15 protein-coding genes are annotated in these 17815 nt (G+C 71.1%); 10 read left to right on the top strand and 5 right to left on the bottom strand.

Features of this window, described 5'->3' with window-relative positions; all coding sequences use genetic code 11:
• Positions 1-75: 75 nt before the first annotated feature.
• From bpln_RS19930 to bpln_RS34255, 9 genes are all read left to right on the top strand, one after another.
• Entirely contained in the window at positions 76-1230 is a 1155-nt protein-coding gene (locus bpln_RS19930; RefSeq protein WP_042627117.1) for a M29 family metallopeptidase, read from the top strand.
• Positions 1227-2432, top strand: coding sequence for an LLM class flavin-dependent oxidoreductase (locus bpln_RS19925; protein WP_055139771.1), 1206 nt, complete (start codon positions 1227-1229; stop codon positions 2430-2432). Before bpln_RS19930 ends, bpln_RS19925 begins: the two co-directional genes overlap by 4 nt.
• The gene (locus bpln_RS19920) at positions 2429-3232 is read left to right on the top strand and encodes an alpha/beta fold hydrolase (RefSeq protein WP_055139770.1); all 804 of its coding nucleotides are present in this window, start codon (positions 2429-2431) and stop codon (positions 3230-3232) included. The genes bpln_RS19925 and bpln_RS19920 overlap by 4 nt, the downstream gene beginning before the upstream one ends.
• Positions 3229-4818: a carbamoyltransferase C-terminal domain-containing protein gene (locus bpln_RS19915; protein WP_148654098.1), complete on the top strand. Its 1590-nt coding sequence runs from the start codon at positions 3229-3231 to the stop codon at positions 4816-4818. The genes bpln_RS19920 and bpln_RS19915 overlap by 4 nt, the downstream gene beginning before the upstream one ends.
• A gap of 14 nt (positions 4819-4832) precedes the next feature.
• Positions 4833-5612, top strand: a complete 780-nt coding sequence (locus tag bpln_RS19910; RefSeq protein WP_042627114.1) for a class I SAM-dependent methyltransferase — start codon at positions 4833-4835, stop codon at positions 5610-5612.
• 8 nt (positions 5613-5620) lie between these two features.
• Positions 5621-6703, top strand: a complete 1083-nt coding sequence (locus tag bpln_RS19905; protein ID WP_141755383.1) for a PLP-dependent cysteine synthase family protein — start codon at positions 5621-5623, stop codon at positions 6701-6703.
• A 20-nt stretch (positions 6704-6723) separates the two neighbouring features.
• The gene (locus bpln_RS19900) at positions 6724-8124 is read left to right on the top strand and encodes an MBL fold metallo-hydrolase (protein WP_055139768.1); all 1401 of its coding nucleotides are present in this window, start codon (positions 6724-6726) and stop codon (positions 8122-8124) included.
• Between the two features lie 13 nt (positions 8125-8137).
• Positions 8138-9445, top strand: coding sequence for an Nramp family divalent metal transporter (locus tag bpln_RS19895; protein ID WP_055139767.1), 1308 nt, complete (start codon positions 8138-8140; stop codon positions 9443-9445).
• A gap of 104 nt (positions 9446-9549) precedes the next feature.
• On the top strand, positions 9550-10509 hold the full coding sequence (locus tag bpln_RS34255; RefSeq protein ID WP_082465366.1) for a DNA cytosine methyltransferase: 960 nt from the start codon (positions 9550-9552) through the stop codon (positions 10507-10509).
• On the opposite strand, the gene bpln_RS19890 is transcribed toward bpln_RS34255, so the two are convergent.
• A complete protein-coding gene (locus bpln_RS19890; protein ID WP_042627109.1) occupies positions 10394-11494 on the bottom strand; it encodes a branched-chain amino acid aminotransferase in 1101 nt (366 codons plus the stop codon). The two genes, bpln_RS34255 and bpln_RS19890, sit on opposite strands and share 116 nt — an antisense overlap.
• Before the next feature lie 537 nt (positions 11495-12031).
• On the bottom strand, positions 12032-12901 hold the full coding sequence (locus bpln_RS19885; protein WP_042627108.1) for an aldo/keto reductase family oxidoreductase: 870 nt from the start codon (positions 12899-12901) through the stop codon (positions 12032-12034).
• A gap of 94 nt (positions 12902-12995) precedes the next feature.
• On the opposite strand from bpln_RS19885, the gene bpln_RS19880 reads away from it, so the two are divergent.
• The gene (locus tag bpln_RS19880; RefSeq protein WP_042627107.1) at positions 12996-13943 is read left to right on the top strand and encodes a LysR family transcriptional regulator; all 948 of its coding nucleotides are present in this window, start codon (positions 12996-12998) and stop codon (positions 13941-13943) included.
• Between the two features lies 1 nt (position 13944).
• Here the strand turns inward: bpln_RS19880 and bpln_RS19875 are convergent, their stop codons facing one another.
• The 3 genes from bpln_RS19875 to bpln_RS19865 all read right to left on the bottom strand — a co-directional run bounded on the left by bpln_RS19875 (position 13945) and on the right by bpln_RS19865 (position 17814).
• Positions 13945-14547 carry a dimethylsulfonioproprionate lyase family protein gene (locus bpln_RS19875; RefSeq protein ID WP_055139766.1) on the bottom strand — a complete coding sequence of 201 codons (603 nt, stop codon included), beginning with the start codon at positions 14545-14547 and terminating at the stop codon, positions 13945-13947.
• A 102-nt stretch (positions 14548-14649) separates the two neighbouring features.
• A complete protein-coding gene (glyA, locus tag bpln_RS19870; RefSeq protein WP_042627106.1) occupies positions 14650-15912 on the bottom strand; it encodes a serine hydroxymethyltransferase in 1263 nt (420 codons plus the stop codon).
• 381 nt (positions 15913-16293) lie between these two features.
• Positions 16294-17814, bottom strand: a complete 1521-nt coding sequence (locus tag bpln_RS19865) for an efflux transporter outer membrane subunit (RefSeq protein WP_042625877.1) — start codon at positions 17812-17814, stop codon at positions 16294-16296.
• Position 17815 lies beyond the last annotated feature (1 nt).

Here is a 17815-nt window from a genome sequence, read left to right as displayed (position 1 = left end):
CGCATTCCGAACCGCATGCCGAGCCACGTTTCGAGCCGCCTACCGATCCACCCATTTCCCACCCGGAACCCCGCCATGACCGATCTCACCTTCCCGACCTTCGACCTCCATCGCCTCCTCGAAAGCTGCTTCGAGCCCGAGCCCGGCGAACGGCTCGCGATCCTGATCGACCTGCCCGACCCGTCGCTGGTCGAGAACTTCCGCTATCTCGGCGATCCCGCCTTCGAGCTGCAGGCGCTCGCGCACGACGAGTTCTATCAGCCGCTGCGCGCCGGCGTCGCCGGGCAGCTGAAGCTCGGCGCGGTCGATCTGTACGCCTACCGGACGGTGTCGGGCAGCAACGCCGAGCTGCCCGCGCAGGCCGTGACACCGGACGGCCGCGTGGTCGATTTCGTCAAGGAGATCTGCGAGGGGCATTCGATCCTGCTGTGCCTGTCCACCCACTCGGCCACCGCGCCGCTGCTCGCGCTGGCGCGCCGGATCGGCTTTCGCGCCGCCACCATGCACGGCATCAACCGCGACGTGATGCAAAGCGGCCTGTGCCTCGACTACCGCAAGGTCGGCGAGGACACCAACCGGATCCGCGTCGCGCTCTCGCCGGCCGAGCGCGCCGAGATCGACTTCTTCTACGGCACGCAGCAGTTCCGGCTCGACATCGAGATCGGCGGGCGCCACGCCGGCAAGAGCTGCGGGCGCTGCCCGCCGGGCCAGCGCAACGTCGAGAACCTGCCCGACGGCGAGGTGTATTTCCTGCCCAAGAGCGCGAGCGGCACCTTTCCGCACAAGTTCGAGGACGGCACGCTCGCCGCGCTGCGCGTGGTGGACGGCAGCATCGTGGACGGCACGCTGCTCGACGGCAGCGCCGGCACGCTGGCCGAGGGCCTGCAGCGCTTCCGCGACGATCCCGCCACCGCCGTGATCTGCGAGTTCGGACTCGGCACCTCGCGGCTGCCCGTCACCGGCACCGGGATCCAGGACGAGAAGATCTTCGGCACCTTCCATCTCGCGACCGGACGCTGCGACCACCTGGGTGGCTACATCGGCCCGGAGGCGTTCAAGCACGCGCGCAACGCCACCCACGACGATCACCTCTACAACCTCGGCAGGACGCCCGAGATCGGCGCGCAGGTGCGTCTGGTCCGCAAGGACCGCACCGACGTGCTGATCGAGAACTACGTCGCCTCGCCGCTGATGCTCGACCTGCTCGACAACCGCGCCGTCACGCAATGAAATTCCACTGGTTCGTCGAATTCACCTACCCGGGGCTCGCGCAGGAAGCGGGCGCCCGCGACGGCGGCATGTGGGTGACGCCGCCGCGCCGCCACTGCGACCCGGCCCGGGTCGCCGCGCTCTACGACGACACGCTGAGCGGCTACCGGCTCGCGAGCGAGCTGGGCTTCGACGGACTGGTGGTCAACGAGCACCATCAATACGCCGGCTCGGTCAGCCCCTCGCCGAACCTGTTCGCGGCGATCCTCGCGCGCGAGACGCGCCGCGCCGCGATCGTGGTGCTCGGCAACAGCCTGCCGCTGTACAACCCGCCCACGCGCGTGGCCGAGGAACTCGCGGTGATCGACGTGCTGTCGAACGGCCGGCTGGTGGCCGGCTTCGTGTTCGGCACGCCGATGGACGCCTGCTTCGCGGGCGGCGTCGCGCCGGGCGAGCTGCGCGAACGCTGGGCCGAGGCGCACCGGCTGATCCGCGCGGCCTGGGCCGCCGACGCGCCGTTCGCGTTCGCCGGCGCCTACACGCGGCTGGCCCACGTGAATCCGTGGCCGCGCCCGCTGCAGCAGCCGCGCCCGCCGGTCTGGCTGCCCGGCACCGGCAGCCACGACACCTGGGCGATCGCCGCGCGCGAGGACTACTGCTACTGCTACCTGTCGTTCGGCGGCACGCAGAAGACGGTGGCGTTCCTCGACGGCTACTGGTCCGCCGTGCATGCCAACGGCTGGGACGACAACCCGTACCGGTTCGCGCTCGCGCAGGTGATCTGCGTGAGCGAGACCGACGCCTCGGCCGAGGCCGACTACGCCGAGGCCGTCGAGCACTTCTTCGGCACCGTCACCGCCGTGACGCCGATGTTCGCCCACGTGCCGGTCAGCGACGTGCCGGCGCCGAAGCCGCCCGCCGATGCGAAGCCGGATGCGAAGCCCGAGGCGCGCGGCCCGCTGCGCTATGCCGACTACGTCGCGCGCGGCCAGGTGATCGCGGGCAGCCCGGCCACCGTGACGGCGGCGCTGCGCGATCTCGCCATGCGCTGCCGGATCGGCCACCTGATCGGCATCCTGCAGGTCGGCACGCTGTCGGCCGAGCTGACCGAAAAGAACGCGCGGCTGTTCGCGACGCAGGTGATGCCGCAACTGCGCGGCCTGCACGACGCGTACGAGGATCGCTGGACGCCGCGCGCGCTCGCCGGAGCCCCCACGCCATGACCTCGACTCCGTCCACCCGCGCCGCCGTGGTGCCCGCGCCCGCGTCCGTGGCGCCCGCCATCGCGGCGTGCTATCTCGGCGGCGCCGATCCGCTGGTGCCCGAACGCTTCCTGCGCGCGCTGTCCTCGCGGCCGGTGCCGGTGATGGCCGCCGGCGAGCTGGCGATGCAGACGCAGGCCGGCGCGAACCCGCTGCTCGACGTGCTCGCCGCCTGCGCGCGCCGGCTTCGCGACGAGGCGCCGGAGACAACCGGCGCCACGCCGCACGCCACGCCCCCGCTCCTGATCGCGCACGGCCTCGGCGCGATGCTCGCGGCCGAGCTGGCCTGCCTCGATGGTCTCGACTCGGCGCCGCGCGCCCCGCTGGTGCTGATCTCGCCGCTCGGCCTCTGGCTCGACGCGCATCCGCTCGCCAACCTGCTCGCGCTCGGTCCGGACGCGGCCACCGGCCTGCTCTGGCACGACCCGGCGCATCCCGACGCGCGGCGCATGCAGGCGCACTGGCCGGCGCGCGGCATGAACGCGCTGAGCCGGATCGCCTGGCCGTTCGCCGAGCACGGCCTGCGCCACCGGCTGCCGCATCTGCGCCGGCGCGTGCTGGTGATCGCCGGCGCGCAGGACCGCTTCACGCCGCCCGCCTATGCGCGGGCCTTCGTCGAACGGCTGCCGGCCGGCCAGGCCTCGCTCGCGATCATGCCCGACTGCGGCCACCTGCCGATGCACGAACGCCCCGACGCCACGGCCGCCGCCATCCACGCGTTCATCGCCGGGCTCACGCCCACCAACCGGAGTACCGAATGAACTTCGTCTCGTTCTATCTGGGCCGTCACGACAGCAACGTTGCCGCCTGGATCGACGGCCGCGTGCGTTATGCGAAATCGGAGCGCGCCACCGGCATCAAGCATCACCGCGCCACGCTCGAATTCGTCGAGCGCACCTGCGCCGAATGGGGCCTCGACCGCGTCGACGCGGTGGCGTTCTCGGACGGCCAGCGCAACGGGCTCGGCAGCTGCGCGCCGAACCGGCTGTTCGAGCGCAGCCGCCCGGTGCTGCCGCGCTTCGGCGACGCGCCGACCTGGTGCGTCGACCACCATTACGCGCACGTATTGAGCGGCTGGCCGCTGCTGCCGGTAGCCGAGGCGGCGGTCGGCATCGCGCTCGACGGCAACGGCGACAACGGCAATTCGCAGTCGGTGATCCGCGCGCCCGGCTCGAAGACGCCCGAGCTCGTGTTCAGCACCGGCAACCGCTCGTTCGGCATGCTGTTCGAGAAGATCGGCATGCTGATGAAGCTGTCCGGCGGCCTCGAGGATCTGGTCGGCAAGGTGATGGGCGCGCAGGCTTACGGCAGCGTCGACCACGCCTACCTGGACGGGATCGACTTCGACGCGATCGCCGACCACGCGATCTACGACCTGATCCGCGCCGTGCCGTGGCGCGGCGCGATTCCCGAGGCGGACCCGCAGATCGTGGTCGACGCGGTCGCGCGGCGCTGGGTGCCGCGCGCCGGCAACGCGTTCTTCTCGTTCGACAACCCTTCGTTCCGCGACTGGCTCGCCACCATCCATCACGGCGTGGCCGCTTACGTGCTGCGCTTCTTCCAGCGCCACTGCCGCGCCGAGGACACCATCCTCTATGCCGGCGGCTGCGCGCAGAACGTGGTCTGCAACGAGCTGCTGGCGCGCCATTTCCCGCTGCTCGCGATCCCGCCGCATGCCTACGACGGCGGCCTGTCGCTCGGCTGCCTGGAGCTGCTGCGCATCCAGCTCGACCAGCCGCTGTTCCCGACCGGCGGCTTCCCCTACTGGCAGGATGATCCGGTCGAGGCGCAACCCTCGCCGCACACCATCGAGCAAGTGGCCGGGCTGCTCGCCGCCGGCAGGATCGTGGCCTGGCATCAGGGCCGCGGCGAGCTCGGGCCGCGCGCGCTCGGCCATCGCTCGATCCTGATGGACCCGCGCATCGCCGACGCCAAGGAAATCCTCAACACGCGCGTGAAGCTGCGCGAGCGCTGGCGTCCGTATGCGCCGAGCGTGCTGGAGAGCCGGGCCGGCGAATGGTTCGAGATGAGCGGCTCGAGCCGCTACATGCTGCGCGCCATCGACGTGCGGCCCGAGCGGCGCGAGCAGCTGGCCGCGATCGTCCACGAGGACGGCACCGCGCGCGTGCAGACCGTGGCCGACGGCCCCGGCACCGAGCACGAGCCGTTCGCCGCGCTGCTGCGCGCGTTCGAGGCGCGCACCGGCGTGCCGGTGCTGCTCAACACCTCGCTGAACGCCGGCGGCAGCCCGATTTTCTCCACCGCCGCGCAGAGCGAGGCGTTCTATCACGAGGTGGCGCTCGACGCGCTGTGCGTCGGCGACCGCCTGCTGATCAAGTCGACCTGACCGGGAATCCCATCATGTTCGTTGAATTCGACCTCCAGCGCGCCGTCGATTACGAAGGCGCGATGCGCGCCTCGCCGTATGCCCGCGCCGCCGAACTGGAAGCGGCGTGCTGGGCGCTGGCCGAGCGCCGCCGCCCGCCGGTGCGGCGCATCGTCGAGCTGGGCGCCGGCTCCGGCTTCGCCACGCCGGCCCTGCTCGAGCAGCTCGCGCCCGGTGGCGAGCTGATCGCCTGCGATCCGTCGCCCCACATGCTCGCGCATCTGCAGCCGCTGGCCGGCATGCGCAAGCTGGTGGCCACGCCGTCGCGAATCGACCTGCCCGACGATTCGGTGGACCTGGTGTTCTCGATGGCGAGCTTCCATCACGTGCAGAACAAGAAGGTCGCGCTCGACGAGATCCGCCGCGTGCTGAAGCCGAACGCCGAGCTGCTGATCGTGGACGTCGATTTCGGCACGCCGGCGCAGCGCTTCTTCGACCACGTGGTCCAGCATCACTGCCGCACCGGCCACGAGGTCGAGTTCCTCGATCGCGCGTTCATGCAGCTGCTCTGCGATCGTGCCGGGATGATCCACCGCTGGAGCCGGCGCCGGGCCACCGACTGGCAGTTCAGCGACGCGGGCGCGGCGCTCTCGTACATCATGCGACTGCTCGGGCTGGAGATCGCGCTGGCCGAGCTGGCGCCGCTGGTCGAGCACTGGCTGAGCCCCGTGCGCCACGCCGACGGCCGCGTCACCGTGCCGTGGAGCCTCGGCTTCCATCTGCTCGCCAAGCCGGCGGCGCGCGCCGCCTCGTGAGCCGCCGCATGGACCAATCGACGAGTTTGCCCGCCAGCCTTGCCGCGGCCCATGACGCGCCCGATGCCGGGCCGATGCCGGGCGCGCTCGCGTCGCTCGCCGAGGCGATCGGGGACACGCCGCTGGTGCGGCTCGCGCGGCTCGCGCCGGCGCCGGAGCCGCACGCCAACCGCCTGCACGGCAAGTGCGAATTCATGAATCCGGGCGGCTCGATCAAGGACCGGCTCGCGCGCACGCTGCTGACCGAAGCCGCGCGCCGCGGCCTGCTCGCGCCCGGCGGCACCGTGATCGAGACCACCTCGGGCAACACCGGCGTCGGGCTCGCCACGGTCGGCGCGATCCTCGGCTACCGCGTGGTGCTGGTGGTCGCGCGCACCACCACGCCCGACAAGATCAACCTGCTGCGCGCCTGCGGCGCCACCGTGCATCTGGTCAGCCCCGGCCTGCCCGCCGACCATCCCGAATCGGGTACCGCCACCGCGCGGCGCCTCGCGCGCGAGATCCCCGGCGCGTGGTTCGCGAACCAGTTCGGCAATCCAATGAACTGGCAGAGCGCCTACGCCGGCCTCGGCCGCGAACTGTGGCGGCAAAGCGATGGCCGGATCGACGCGCTGGTGTGCGGCGCCGGCACCGGCGGCACGCTGCATGGCGTGGCGCGCTTTCTCAAGGAACAGAACCCCGGCGTCGAGATCGTGCTGGCCGAGCCGCCCGGCAGCGCGTTCTCGGCCGCGTGGCACGCGCGAGCGGCCACGTTTCGCGGCAGCCTCGTGGAAGGCGTCGGCAACGACGAGGTGCCCGTGGTGGCGAGCCTCGCCGACGTCGATCGCGTGTTCGAGATCGCCGACGCCGAATCGCGCGCGGTCAGCCAGCGGCTGTTCGAGCGCGAAGGCATGCTCGCGGGGCCGTCGTCGGGCTGCATCGTGGCGGCGGCGCTGCGCTACTGCGCCACCGCGCCGGCCACCGCGCGCGGACGCAACGTGGTCGCGCTGCTGCCCGACGGCGCGCGGCCGTACCTGAACACCTTCTTCGATCCGGCCTGGTGCGAGGCGCGCGGGCTGACCGCCGACGACGCGCGCCCGGGCGCCGACTGAGCCGCGCAGGGAGACCCCGCATGCAAATCCATTTCCTCGGCCACGCCAGCCTGCTGATCGAAACCAGCGCCGGCAACATCCTGATGGACCCGGTGTTCGGCGCCTCGCACCAGGAGGGCCTGCTCGACGTGTTCCCGAAACGCGCGCTGCGCGAGCTCGACGCGCTGCGCTTCGCGCTGCTGGTGATCTCGCACCGCCATCTCGATCACTTCGACGTCGAGACGCTGGCCGGGCTGTCGCGCGAGTGCCGCGTGATCATTCCCGACGACGACCTGATCGCGCACGCGCTGCACGAACTCGGCTACCGGCAGGTGGAGCGCGTGCATGACTTCGACGAGATCGCGTTCGGCGAGGTGCGCCTCACCATCACGCGCTCGGAGAACCGCGTGCCGGAATTCGGGCTGATCGTGCGCGACGGGCCGTGCCTGCTGTGGAACGCCGTCGACACCATCGTCAGCGAGGCGACCTCGTCGCGCATCGCCGCGCAGCTCGGCCAGGTGGACCTGCTGATCGCGCCATGGCAGCCGCTGCTGGAAAACAATTTCCCGTTGAACCGCTCGCTGGCGTTTCCGCACGAGCGCGTCGGCGCGATGCTCGAACAGATCGCCCGCATCGCGCCGCGCCACGTCGTGCCGGGCTCGTGCATGTTCGCCTATCTGCCGCCCGCCGCGTTCATGAACCAGCTGGTGTTCCCGCTCACGCTGAAGCGCTTCGTGCGCGCGCTCGAACAGCGCTGCCCGGCGCTGGCCGCGTCCTGCCACGCGGCGCAGCCGTCCGACCTGCTGCGGCTCGACGCGCGCGCGGGCGCGGCCCCCGTCGTCACGCACGCGCCCGGCGCGAGCCGCTTCGCCGTGCGGCTCGCCGACGGCGGCCCCGAGCCGCGCTTCGACCCGGTGCGGTTCGGCGTGCCGTTCGAGCATCCGGCATCCGGTCCCGGCGCCGGCCCCGACACGCCCGCCGAGGCGCTGCAATGGCGCGTGGCCGAGGCCGAATGCACCGACGCGCTGCCGCGCCACATTCTCGGCATGGACCCGGCGCTGCGCGCCGCGCATCGCGAGTGGGACGTGATCTACCAGCTGAACGTGGTGTCGCCCACCCGCACGCAAAGCTGGCATTACCACCTGGCCGACGCGGCGCCGCGCGCGCAAGGCGGGCCGTCCGACTACGCGAACCTCGAATCGACCATCACGCTCGCCGCGCTGCACGGCCTCGTCGAGGGCACGCTCGGCTGGGACCACGCGCTGCTGAGCGGCAGCTTCCGCAGCTTCGCCTCGATCTATCGCGTGGACCCGCAGGGGCTCACCTGGCCGGCGCCGCGTGCGGTCGCCGAGCCGCTGCGCCGCCGCTACACCTACGACGCGCAGCTCGAACGCATCGTCGGGCGCCAGCTCGCGCGGCTCGGCCACGCGGGCTCCCGCTGACGCCCGCGCGCCCATGACCGATCCCGTCTTCAAGCCGGACGTGGTATCCGCGCTGACCGAACGCGCCACGCGCGAGGCGCGGGCCGCGCTGTCCGGGCCGCGCCCCGGCCTGCGGCGGCTGATCGCCCTGAGCGGGCCGGCGGTGGTGGCCTCGATCGCCTACATGGACCCCGGCAACTTCGCCACCAACATCGAGGCCGGCGCGCGCTTCGGCTATTCGCTGCTGTGGGTCGTGCTGCTGGCCAACCTGATCGGCATGCTGTTCCAGGCGCTGGCCGCGCGGCTCGGCTTCGTGACCGGCCTGAACCTCGCCGAGCACTGCCGCCTGCGGCTGCCGCGCGCCGCCGTGTACGGCATGTGGCTGCTGAGCGAACTCGTGGCGATGGCGACCGAACTCGCCGAGCTGGTCGGCGCCGCGATCGGCCTGCAGCTGCTGTGCGGCCTGCCGCTGCTGGTGGGGATGCTGGCGACGGCGGCCGTCGTCACCGCGCTGCTCGGCTTCGAGCGGCGCGGCTTCCGTCCGCTGGAGCTGATGATCGCCGCGCTGGTCGCGACGATCGGCGCCGCGTATCTGATCGAGCTGGTCATCGTGCCGGTCGCGTGGCCCACCGTGTTCGCGCAGCTCGTGCCCACGCGGCTGCCGCGCGCCGACGCGCTGATGATCTCGGTCGCCATCGTCGGCGCCACCGTGATGCCGCACGCGCTGTTCCTGCATTCGGGGCTGACCCAGAACCGCGTGGCGCCGCGAGGGCCGGCCGAGCTGCGGCGGCTGCTGAAGTTCTCGAACCTCGAGGTGGCGGCCGCGCTCGGCGTGGCGGGGCTGATCAACCTGGCGATGGTGATCACCGCGGCCGGCGCGTTCCACGAGCGCTTCAGCGACATCGCGCGGATCGACACCGCCTATCACACGCTGCGCCCGCTGCTCGGCGACCTGGCCGCGCTGCTGTTCCTGACCGGCCTGATCGCGGCCGGCGTATCGAGTTCGGTGGTCGGCGCCATGGCGGGCCAGGTCATCATGCAGGGCTTCGTGAAGAGGCGGCTGCGGCTGTCGCTGCGGCGCTTCGTGACGATGGCGCCGAGCTTCGTGGTGATCGCGCTCGGCGTCGACGCGACGCGCGCGCTGGTCCTGAGCCAGGTGGTGCTCAGCTTCGCGCTGCCGCTGCCGATGTTCATGCTGATCCGGCTGACCGCGAGCCGCGCGGTGATGGGGCCGTTCCGCAACCGGCGCCTGACGACGGCCGCGGCGACGCTCGCGGCCTGCGTGGTGACGGCGCTGAACGCCGTGCTGGTCTGGCAGGGCTGGGCCGGCGCGACGGGCTGAGCCGGCGCGGTCCGGTCTGCCTGCGTGGCCAGCCTGCGCGGCCCGGATGCGCCGCCCCCGTATCGTGTCATTGCGCGAGTTGCCCACGGGACGCCGCGCTTGCCATGACTCCGGGATCCGGTGCCGTACTTTCCCTGTTCCCGGGAGCGGGCGGATTTTCCTACGGTTTCGCGGCGGCCGGACTGAAGCCGCGGTGCGGCGCCGAGATCGACCGGGACCGGTGCCGCACCTATGAAAACAACGTCGGCGGCACCTGCCACGCGCTCGACCTGACGACGGTCCGGCCGTCGTTCTTCAAGGACATGCCGGGCGGCCGCGAGCCGTTCGCGCTGATCGGCGGCCCTCTGCCAGGGCTTCAGCACCGCCGGCGCGCCGACGACCCGCGCGACCCGTTGATCTTCAACTACCCGCACATCGTCGCCGAGCTCAGGCCGCGCCGGTTCATCTTCGAGAACGTCGAGGGGCTGCTCACCTCGGGCCATGGCGAGGCACCGTCCTCGTTGGTCAGGGAGTTCCTGGCGATCGGCTACGGCGTGCGCCTGCGGAAGGTGAATCTCGCCGGCTGCGGCGTGCCGCAGACGCGCAAGCGCGTGCGCATCATCGGCCACCGGATCGGCGCGGACTTCCAGTTTCCGAGGAACGGTTCTCCTGCGATTCCGGCCTGCCAGCCGGGTAGATCCGATCAGGATGCGGGCAGGTTCCAGGTCACCGTCGGCGGCCAGGCGTGGGAGATCCGCCGGCCATCGCGGGGATCCGTCCAGAAGGCCGAAGAGGCGAAGCAGGCGAAGAAAGCCGGAAAGGCCGGGAAAGCTGCGAAGGGGGGAGAACGCCGGGAAGGTCAGGAAGACCAGGAAAGCCAAAAGAACCGACGCGGCCGGAGAGCCGCCGCAGGATTGACGGCGTGCCGCGCGCGCCCGAGGCTCGCACGGCACGCCGTCAGAACCGGATTCAGCCGAGGATGTCGACCCAGCCGTGCGCATCGGCTTCGCGCCCGGTCTGGATGCCCACCAGCGTCTTCTTCAGACGCGTCGCCACCGGGCCGGCGCCGCCGTCGCCGATCATGAAGCCGTGCTTGCGGCCCTTCACCTGCCCGATCGCCGTGACGACGGCCGCGGTCCCGCAGGCGAACGCCTCCACCAGCCGGCCGCTCTTCGCGTCGGCTTCCCACTGCTCGATCGAGTAAGGCTCCTCGCGCACGGTGTAGCCCAGATCGCGCGCCAGCTCGATCAGCGAGGCACGCGTGATGCCCGGCAGGATCGTGCCGGTCAGCGGCGGCGTCTGCAGCGAGCCGTCGTCGAACACGAAGAACACGTTCATGCCGCCCAGTTCCTCGATCCAGCGCCGCTCCACCGCGTCGAGGAACACCACCTGATCGCAGCCCTCGCGCGTCGCCTCGGCCTGCGCGGCGAGGCTCGCCGCGTAGTTGCCGCCGCACTTCGCGTCGCCGGTGCCGCCGGGCGCCGCGCGCGTGTAGCTGTCCGACACCCAGATCGCCACGCCCTTCGACGCGTCGCCCTTGAAGTAGGCGCCCACCGGCGTGGCCACCACGCAGAACAGGTACTGCGCCGACGGCTTCACGCCCAGCACCACCTCGTCGGCGATCATGAACGGACGCAGGTAAAGCGCGCTGCCTTCCGCCGACGGAATCCAGTCGCGCTCCAGCTTCACGAGCTGGCGCACCGCTTCCACGAACAGTTCTTCCGGCAGCTGCGCCATCGCCAGCCGCGCCGCCGAGTTCTGGAACCGGCGCGCGTTCTGCTCGGGGCGGAACAGCGCGACCTGGCCGTCGGGCAGCGGGTACGCCTTCATGCCTTCGAAGATTTCCTGCGCGTAGTGCAGCACCAGCGTGGCCGGATCGACCTGGAGCGCACGGCGCGGCTCGATCTTCGCGTCGTGCCAGCCCTGGCCTTCCGTGTAGCGGATCGTCACCATGTAGTCGGTGAAAACCTTGCCGAAGCCGGGATTCTCGAGCAATCGCGCGCGAGCTTCGGCGGAAGTCGGATTCGGGTGACGCTCGATCGGGAAAGTCGGGGTGCTGCCGGTGCTCATCGTGGTCCGCTCCTGTTTTATTGGGGCGGCGGGAACGTCCCGCCGCCGCGCTGACCGAACACTGTAATCGACCTGAGCGTTCCGCGCATCCGGAAATGTCCGTGCAAAGCCCGCGAACGCCGCAACAAACCCGGCGCGCCACCGCATCGGCGTGATGAAACGCGGGGAATTCGCGCATCGTCCGGACGGCGGCCGCACGCGCCGCGCACGCCGGCGGGAATGCGCGGCAGCCGATGCGAAACGCGCCGGCGCGGTGCGCCGAAGCGGGCCGAACGAGGGCCACGGCAAGGGGGAAAAGACGGCCGAAAAGAAGCCGAAACGGTCCGGAAAGGAGTGCTGAAAGGAATCCGGCACGACGGGGGCTAACAGCCCGCGCCGCTGCCCGCGCCAGCCGCGCTCCGCTGGTTGCCCGCCGCCGGCCATGCCGGGGCGCGCCTTGTCTTGCCGGCGCCCGGGCATGCCGTGCCGTGCCGCGCCGGCCGGCCATCAGCACCGCCCGGCGCCGCCGGCCCCGCTTCACGCCACGGCTTCGTTACCTCAGGCCGCGCCGATCGCGTCCAGTTCGCGCATCGCGTCGTCGGGCAGGTCGAGCTGTCCGGCGGCGAGGTTCTCGCGCAGATGCGTGACCGACGAGGTGCCGGGAATCAGCAGCACGTTCGGCGCGCGGCGCAGCAGCCACGCCAGCGCGACCTGCATCGGCGTGGCGCCGAGCCGCCCGGCCACGGCGGAAAGCTCCGAGGATTGCAGCGGCGAGAACCCGCCGAGCGGGAAGAACGGCACGTAGGCCACGCCCTCGTCGGCCAGCGTGTCGATCAGCGCGTCGTCGTCGCGATGCGCGAGGTTGTACAGGTTCTGCACGCAGACGATCTCGCAGATGCGCCGCCCTTCCTCGATCTGCGCGCGCGTCACGTTGCTGAGCCCGACATGGCGCACCAGCCCCTTGCGCTGCAGTTCGGCCAGCGCGCTCAGCGGCGCCTCGATCGAGCCCTCGGCCGGCCCGTGGATCGAGAACATCGCGCGCAGGTTCACCACGTCGAGCACGTCGCGGCCGAGATTGCGCAGGTTGTCGTGGATCGCGCGCTCCAGCTCGGCGGCGGAGAACGCCGGCAGCCAGGCGCCGGCCGCGTCGCGGCGCGCGCCCACCTTGGTCACGATCACGAGTTCGTCGCGATACGGATGCAGCGCCTCGCGGATCAACTGGTTCGTGACGTGCGGGCCGTAGAAATCGCTGGTGTCGATATGGTCGACGCCGGCCTCCACGGCCGCGCGCAGCACGGCCAGCGCGGCGGCGTGATCCTTCGGCGGACCGAACACGCCGGGGCCGGCCAGCTGCATGGCGCCGTAGCCGATGCGGCGGACCGAATGGCTGCCGAGCGGGAAAACCTGGGTCGGGGTCGATGCGTTCATGAAGCGCCTCCTGGTAGCGAAACCCGAGCTTACGCGCTGGCGATTCCATCGATAAGCCACCATAATCCGCACGACTTGTACGAAGGAGCGAACAATGAACGTCGATCTGTCGGACCTGAGCGCGTTCGTGGCGGTGGCGCGCGCGAACGGCTTTCGCGACGGCGCGCGCGCCACCGGCACCAGCGCGTCCGGACTCAGCGAGGCGGTGCGCAGGCTGGAGGCGCGGCTCGGCGTGCGGCTGCTGAATCGCACCACCCGCAGCGTGGTGCCGACCGAGGCCGGCCAGCGGCTGCTGGCGCGGCTCGCGCCGGCGTTCGGCGAAGTGGAGGCGGCGCTCGACGAGGTCAACGGCTTTCGCGACCGGCCGGCCGGCACGCTGCGCCTGAACGTGCCGGTCAGCGTGGCGCGGCTGGTGCTGCCGTCGATCGTGCCGCGCTTCCTGGCGGCCTATCCCGAGATCCGGCTCGAAGTATCGGCCGACGAGAATTTCGTCGACGTGCTGGCGGTGGGCTGCGACGCCGGCATCCGCTACGAGGAACGGCTCGAACAGGACATGATCGCGGTGCCGATCGGCCCGCGCCTGCAGCGCTTCGCGATGGCGGCCTCGCCCGCCTACCTGGACCGGCGCGGGCGGCCCGCGCATCCGCGCGAGCTGCTCGACCACGACTGCATCCTCGGCCGCTTCCCGAGCGGCGCGATGCCGCCGTGGAGCTTCGAGCGCGACGGCGAGACGGTACGCATCGAGCCGTCGGGGCAACTGCTCGTGCAGCTGGGCGCGGCGGTGGACCTGGCCGTCGACGCGGCGGTGGCCGGCACCGGCATCGTCCGCCTGTTCGAGGACTGGCTGCGCCCGCACCTCGCGAGCGGCGCGCTCGAACCGGTGCTGGAAGGCTGGTGGGAAACGTTCTCGGGGCCGTTCCTCTACTACCCGGGGCGGCGGCTCGTGCCGGCGCCGCTGCGCGCGTTCATCGATTTCGTGCGCGCCGACGGCGAGGCGCAGGCCGAGGCGGCCCCGCAGCGGCCATCCGGCGCCGCATCATGATTCAGCGGCCGGCGCCGGTCAGGAACCAGACGGCGAACAGCGGCGTGGCCGCGGCGCGCATCGCATGCCATTCGCCGCCGCGGTTATGCACGAGCGCGCCGGGGCCGGGCGTCCACCATGCGGTGCCATCGCGCCACCACTGGCCGTCGGACATCACGACGTAGACCTCGTCGGGCGGATGCCGATGCACGGGATACGCGATGCACGGCGCGAGCAGCGACACGCCGACGATCATCGTGCCGAGCGTCGCGAGCCCCGCGCCGCCGATCACGATCGCGTTCGCATGGCCCTGCTCGAATGCCGGATCGGGTTCGTCGGTCGGGCGCCGGTACCAGCGCAGCGCCGGCACGAGCCGCGCGAAGCCCGCGGCCAGCGGCGCGAGCGCGGCATCGGCGGCCGCGGCGCGATGCAGGGCATCGTCCAGCCACGCCTCGACGGTGTCGGACGTGCGCGGCGCCTCACGCGGCGCCACCGGCCCGGGCACGCCCGCGAGCGCGGCGCGTGCCGCGTCGAGCGCCTCGCATTCACGGTGCTCGGCGTCGAGATAAATAGACAGATCACGCAGCCACGCGGTCACGCCGATCGTGTCGAGGGAATCCGCCATGCGCGGCCTCCGGATGGAAAGGCAACCGGATCGATGCGGGCGGAGCCGTCACGCGCAACGCACGCGTGGTAAAAGCTCCGCCCCTGCCGGTGCCTCGGTCGCTCAGGCCTCCGAACGGCCGCCGTACACCGGGAACTGCTTCGTCAGCTCGGCCACCTGCGCGCGCACGCGCTCGATGGTCGCCGTGTCTTCCGGATTGTCGAGCACGTCGGCGATCAGGTTGCCGACGATCTCGGCTTGCTTCGCGCCGAAGCCGCGCGTCGTCATCGCCGGCGAACCCAGACGAATCCCGCTCGTCACGAACGGCTTCTCCGGATCGTTCGGAATCGCGTTCTTGTTCACCGTGATGTGCGCCGCGCCCAGCGCCGCTTCCGCCGCCTTGCCCGTGATCTTCTTCGCCTGCAGGTCCACCAGCATCACGTGGCTTTCCGTGCGACCCGACACGATCCGCAGCCCGCGCTTGACCAGCGTCTGCGCCAGCACCCGCGCGTTCTCCACCACCTGCTGCTGATACGCCTTGAACTCCGGCTGCGCCGCTTCCTTGAACGCCACCGCCTTCGCCGCGATCACGTGCATCAGCGGGCCACCCTGGATCCCCGGGAAGATCGCCGAGTTGATCGGCTTCTCGTACTCGGCCCTCATCAGGATCACCCCGCCGCGCGGGCCGCGCAGGCTCTTGTGCGTGGTCGTCGTCACGAAGTCCGCGTGCGGCACCGGGTTCGGATACACGCCCGCCGCGATCAGCCCCGCGTAGTGCGCCATGTCCACCATCAGGTACGCGCCCACCGACTTCGCGATCCTCGCCAGACGCTCGAAGTCGATCTTCAGCGCGAACGCCGACGCGCCCGCCACGATCATCTTCGGCTTGTGTTCCTGTGCCAGCTTTTCGGCCGCTTCGTAGTCGATGTCCTCGTCTTCGTTCAGGCCGTAGCTCACCACGTTGAACCACTTGCCCGACATGTTCACCGGCGAGCCGTGCGTGAGGTGGCCGCCGTGCGCGAGGCTCATCCCCATGATCGTGTCGCCGGGCTTCAACATCGCGAAGAACACGCCCTGGTTGGCCTGCGAGCCCGAGTTCGGCTGCACGTTGGCCGCGTCCGCGCCGAACAGCGCCTTGACGCGGTCGATCGCCAGCTGTTCGACCACGTCCACGTATTCGCAACCGCCGTAGTAGCGCTTGCCGGGATAGCCCTCGGCGTACTTGTTGGTCAGCTGCGAGCCTTGCGCGGCCATCACGGCCGGGCTCGTGTAGTTCTCGGAGGCGATCAGCTCGATGTGATCTTCCTGGCGCTGGTTTTCCTGCTGGATCGCCTGCCAGAGGTCCGGATCGACCGCTTCGATGGTGCTGGTGGAATAGTTGAACATGATTTTCCCGACGTCCGTCATCAAAAGACTTACCCTGCGCCGCGCGCGGCGGCTCCCGGCACGGATCGGCATCCGCCCGGCGCGCTTCGAACAAATTGCCTGATTCGGAGCGCTATTCAACCGGAAGCGCAGGCGGCCATCTAGAAGAATTGCGACAACGCAATGGGATGGAATCGGCGCGCGGCCGGCGCGGTCCCGGCGATGTCGCGCGCCGACAGGTCGGTGACGCGTGGCCAACAGTGCCTGCCGCGCGGCCGGCGCGACGCGGACAAAAAAACGACACCCCGGCAAGCCGTGAGGCCTGCCGGGGTGTCGTGTCGTGTTGCCGGGTTCGGGGCACGCGGGCCGGCGTTGCCACCGCCCACCCGCCTCGATCGTGGCTCAGCCCGCCGGGGCTTGCGAAGCCGGCGCCGCCGGCGCCGCAGCCTTGCCGTAATCGACCGGCGCATCGGCCTCGCGCGGCGTGTCGCCCGAGTGCTCGATCCAGCCACCGCCCAGCGCACGGTACAGGTCCACCAGATTCGTCCAGCGCGACAGCCGCGCCGATATCAGCGACTGCTGCGCCGTGTACAGGTCCGTCTGCGCCGTCAGCACCGTCAGGTAGTTGTCCACCCCGTTCTTGTAACGCAAATCCGACAGGTCGTAGCGACGCTGCTGCGCCTGCTCGTTGCGTTGCAGCGCCGCGATCTGCTGGTCGAACGTCCCGCGCGCGGCCAGACCGTCCGACACTTCCTGGAACGCCGTCTGGATCGCCTTCTCGTAGTTCGCCACCTCGATGCGCTTCTGCACGTGCGCCAAGTCGAGGTTCGCCAGGTTCGAGCCGCCCTCGAAGATCGGCAGCGTGATGTCCGGCGCGAACGACCAGGCCGCCGTCCCCGCCTTGAACAGCCCGCCCAGCGTCGGGCTCGCCGTGCCGAACGCGCCCGTCAGCGAGATGCGCGGGAAGAACGCCGCGCGCGCCGCGCCGATGTTCGCGTTGGCCGCGCGCAGCGTCTGCTCGGCCTCCATGATGTCGGGCCGGCGCGTGAGCAGGTCCGACGGCAGCCCCGCCGGGATGTCCGTCAGCAGGTCCTGCGAGTCGAGCGGCAGCCCCGCCGGCAGGTCCTCCGGCAGCGGCTCGCCCACCAGCACCACCAGCGCGTTGAGCGCCTGTGCCCGCGCGCGCGCCTGCGCCTGCTGGTTCGCCAGCGCCTGCTCGACCACCGTCTGCGCCTGACGCAGGTCCAGCTCCGAGCCGGTGCCGTTGTCGAACTGCAGCTTGGTCAGGTTGTACGAGGACTGCGCCGTCTTCAGCGTGTCCTCCGTCACCTTCAGCAGGTCGTCGGTGGACAGCACCGTCAGGTACTGGTCCGCCACCTGCGAGATCAGCGAGATCTCCGCGGCCTTGCGCGCCTGCGCCGTCGACAGGTATTGCGCGAGCGCCTGGTCCTTCAGGCTCTGGATCCGGCCGAACAGGTCCAGCTCCCACGATGCCGAGAGCCCGACGTTGTAGGTGCGCGTGATGAGCGGGCCGTTGGTGGTCGAGACCCCGGCCGGCAGCCGCTGCAGCGAGCCGGTGCCGGTGCCGCCCAGCGTGGGCAGCAGCTCGGCGCGCGTGATCTGGTACTGCGCGCGCGCCGCCTCGACGTTGAGCACCGACACGCGCAGGTCGCGGTTGTTCTTCAGCGCCAGCTCGATCAGCTGCCGCAGCCGCGGATCGGTGAAGAAGTTGCGCCAGCCGATGTCGCTGGCGGCCTGGCCGTTCGCGCTCTTGGTCGCGCTCGCGCCCGGCTGCGTCGCGTAGACGCCGTCGGACGGGAACGCGTTCGCGACCGGCGCGTCCGGACGCTCGTAGTGCGGTGCCAGCGTGCAGCCGGTGGCGACGAGCGCGACCGCCATTGCAGTCAAAGCAAATTTTCGCATT

The sequence above is a fragment of the Burkholderia plantarii genome (assembly GCF_001411805.1).
Classification (GTDB): domain Bacteria; phylum Pseudomonadota; class Gammaproteobacteria; order Burkholderiales; family Burkholderiaceae; genus Burkholderia; species Burkholderia plantarii.
Note: the sequence above shows the minus strand (reverse complement) of the source record. Positions and strands in the feature narration are given on the sequence as shown.

What these genes read in the sequence shown, in the direction of transcription:
- bpln_RS19930 (WP_042627117.1), top strand. Translation starts at nt 76, where the DNA reads ATGACCGATCTCACCTTCCCGACCTTCGACCTCCATCGCCTCCTCGAA.
- bpln_RS19925 (WP_055139771.1), top strand. Translation starts at nt 1,227, where the DNA reads ATGAAATTCCACTGGTTCGTCGAATTCACCTACCCGGGGCTCGCGCAG.
- bpln_RS19920 (WP_055139770.1), top strand. Translation starts at nt 2,429, where the DNA reads ATGACCTCGACTCCGTCCACCCGCGCCGCCGTGGTGCCCGCGCCCGCG.
- bpln_RS19915 (WP_148654098.1), top strand. Translation starts at nt 3,229, where the DNA reads ATGAACTTCGTCTCGTTCTATCTGGGCCGTCACGACAGCAACGTTGCC.
- bpln_RS19910 (WP_042627114.1), top strand. Translation starts at nt 4,833, where the DNA reads ATGTTCGTTGAATTCGACCTCCAGCGCGCCGTCGATTACGAAGGCGCG.
- bpln_RS19905 (WP_141755383.1), top strand. Translation starts at nt 5,621, where the DNA reads ATGGACCAATCGACGAGTTTGCCCGCCAGCCTTGCCGCGGCCCATGAC.
- bpln_RS19900 (WP_055139768.1), top strand. Translation starts at nt 6,724, where the DNA reads ATGCAAATCCATTTCCTCGGCCACGCCAGCCTGCTGATCGAAACCAGC.
- bpln_RS19895 (WP_055139767.1), top strand. Translation starts at nt 8,138, where the DNA reads ATGACCGATCCCGTCTTCAAGCCGGACGTGGTATCCGCGCTGACCGAA.
- bpln_RS34255 (WP_082465366.1), top strand. Translation starts at nt 9,550, where the DNA reads ATGACTCCGGGATCCGGTGCCGTACTTTCCCTGTTCCCGGGAGCGGGC.
- bpln_RS19890 (WP_042627109.1), bottom strand. Translation starts at nt 11,494, where the DNA reads ATGAGCACCGGCAGCACCCCGACTTTCCCGATCGAGCGTCACCCGAAT.
- bpln_RS19885 (WP_042627108.1), bottom strand. Translation starts at nt 12,901, where the DNA reads ATGAACGCATCGACCCCGACCCAGGTTTTCCCGCTCGGCAGCCATTCG.
- bpln_RS19880 (WP_042627107.1), top strand. Translation starts at nt 12,996, where the DNA reads ATGAACGTCGATCTGTCGGACCTGAGCGCGTTCGTGGCGGTGGCGCGC.
- bpln_RS19875 (WP_055139766.1), bottom strand. Translation starts at nt 14,547, where the DNA reads ATGGCGGATTCCCTCGACACGATCGGCGTGACCGCGTGGCTGCGTGAT.
- glyA (WP_042627106.1), bottom strand. Translation starts at nt 15,912, where the DNA reads ATGTTCAACTATTCCACCAGCACCATCGAAGCGGTCGATCCGGACCTC.
- bpln_RS19865 (WP_042625877.1), bottom strand. Translation starts at nt 17,814, where the DNA reads ATGCGAAAATTTGCTTTGACTGCAATGGCGGTCGCGCTCGTCGCCACC.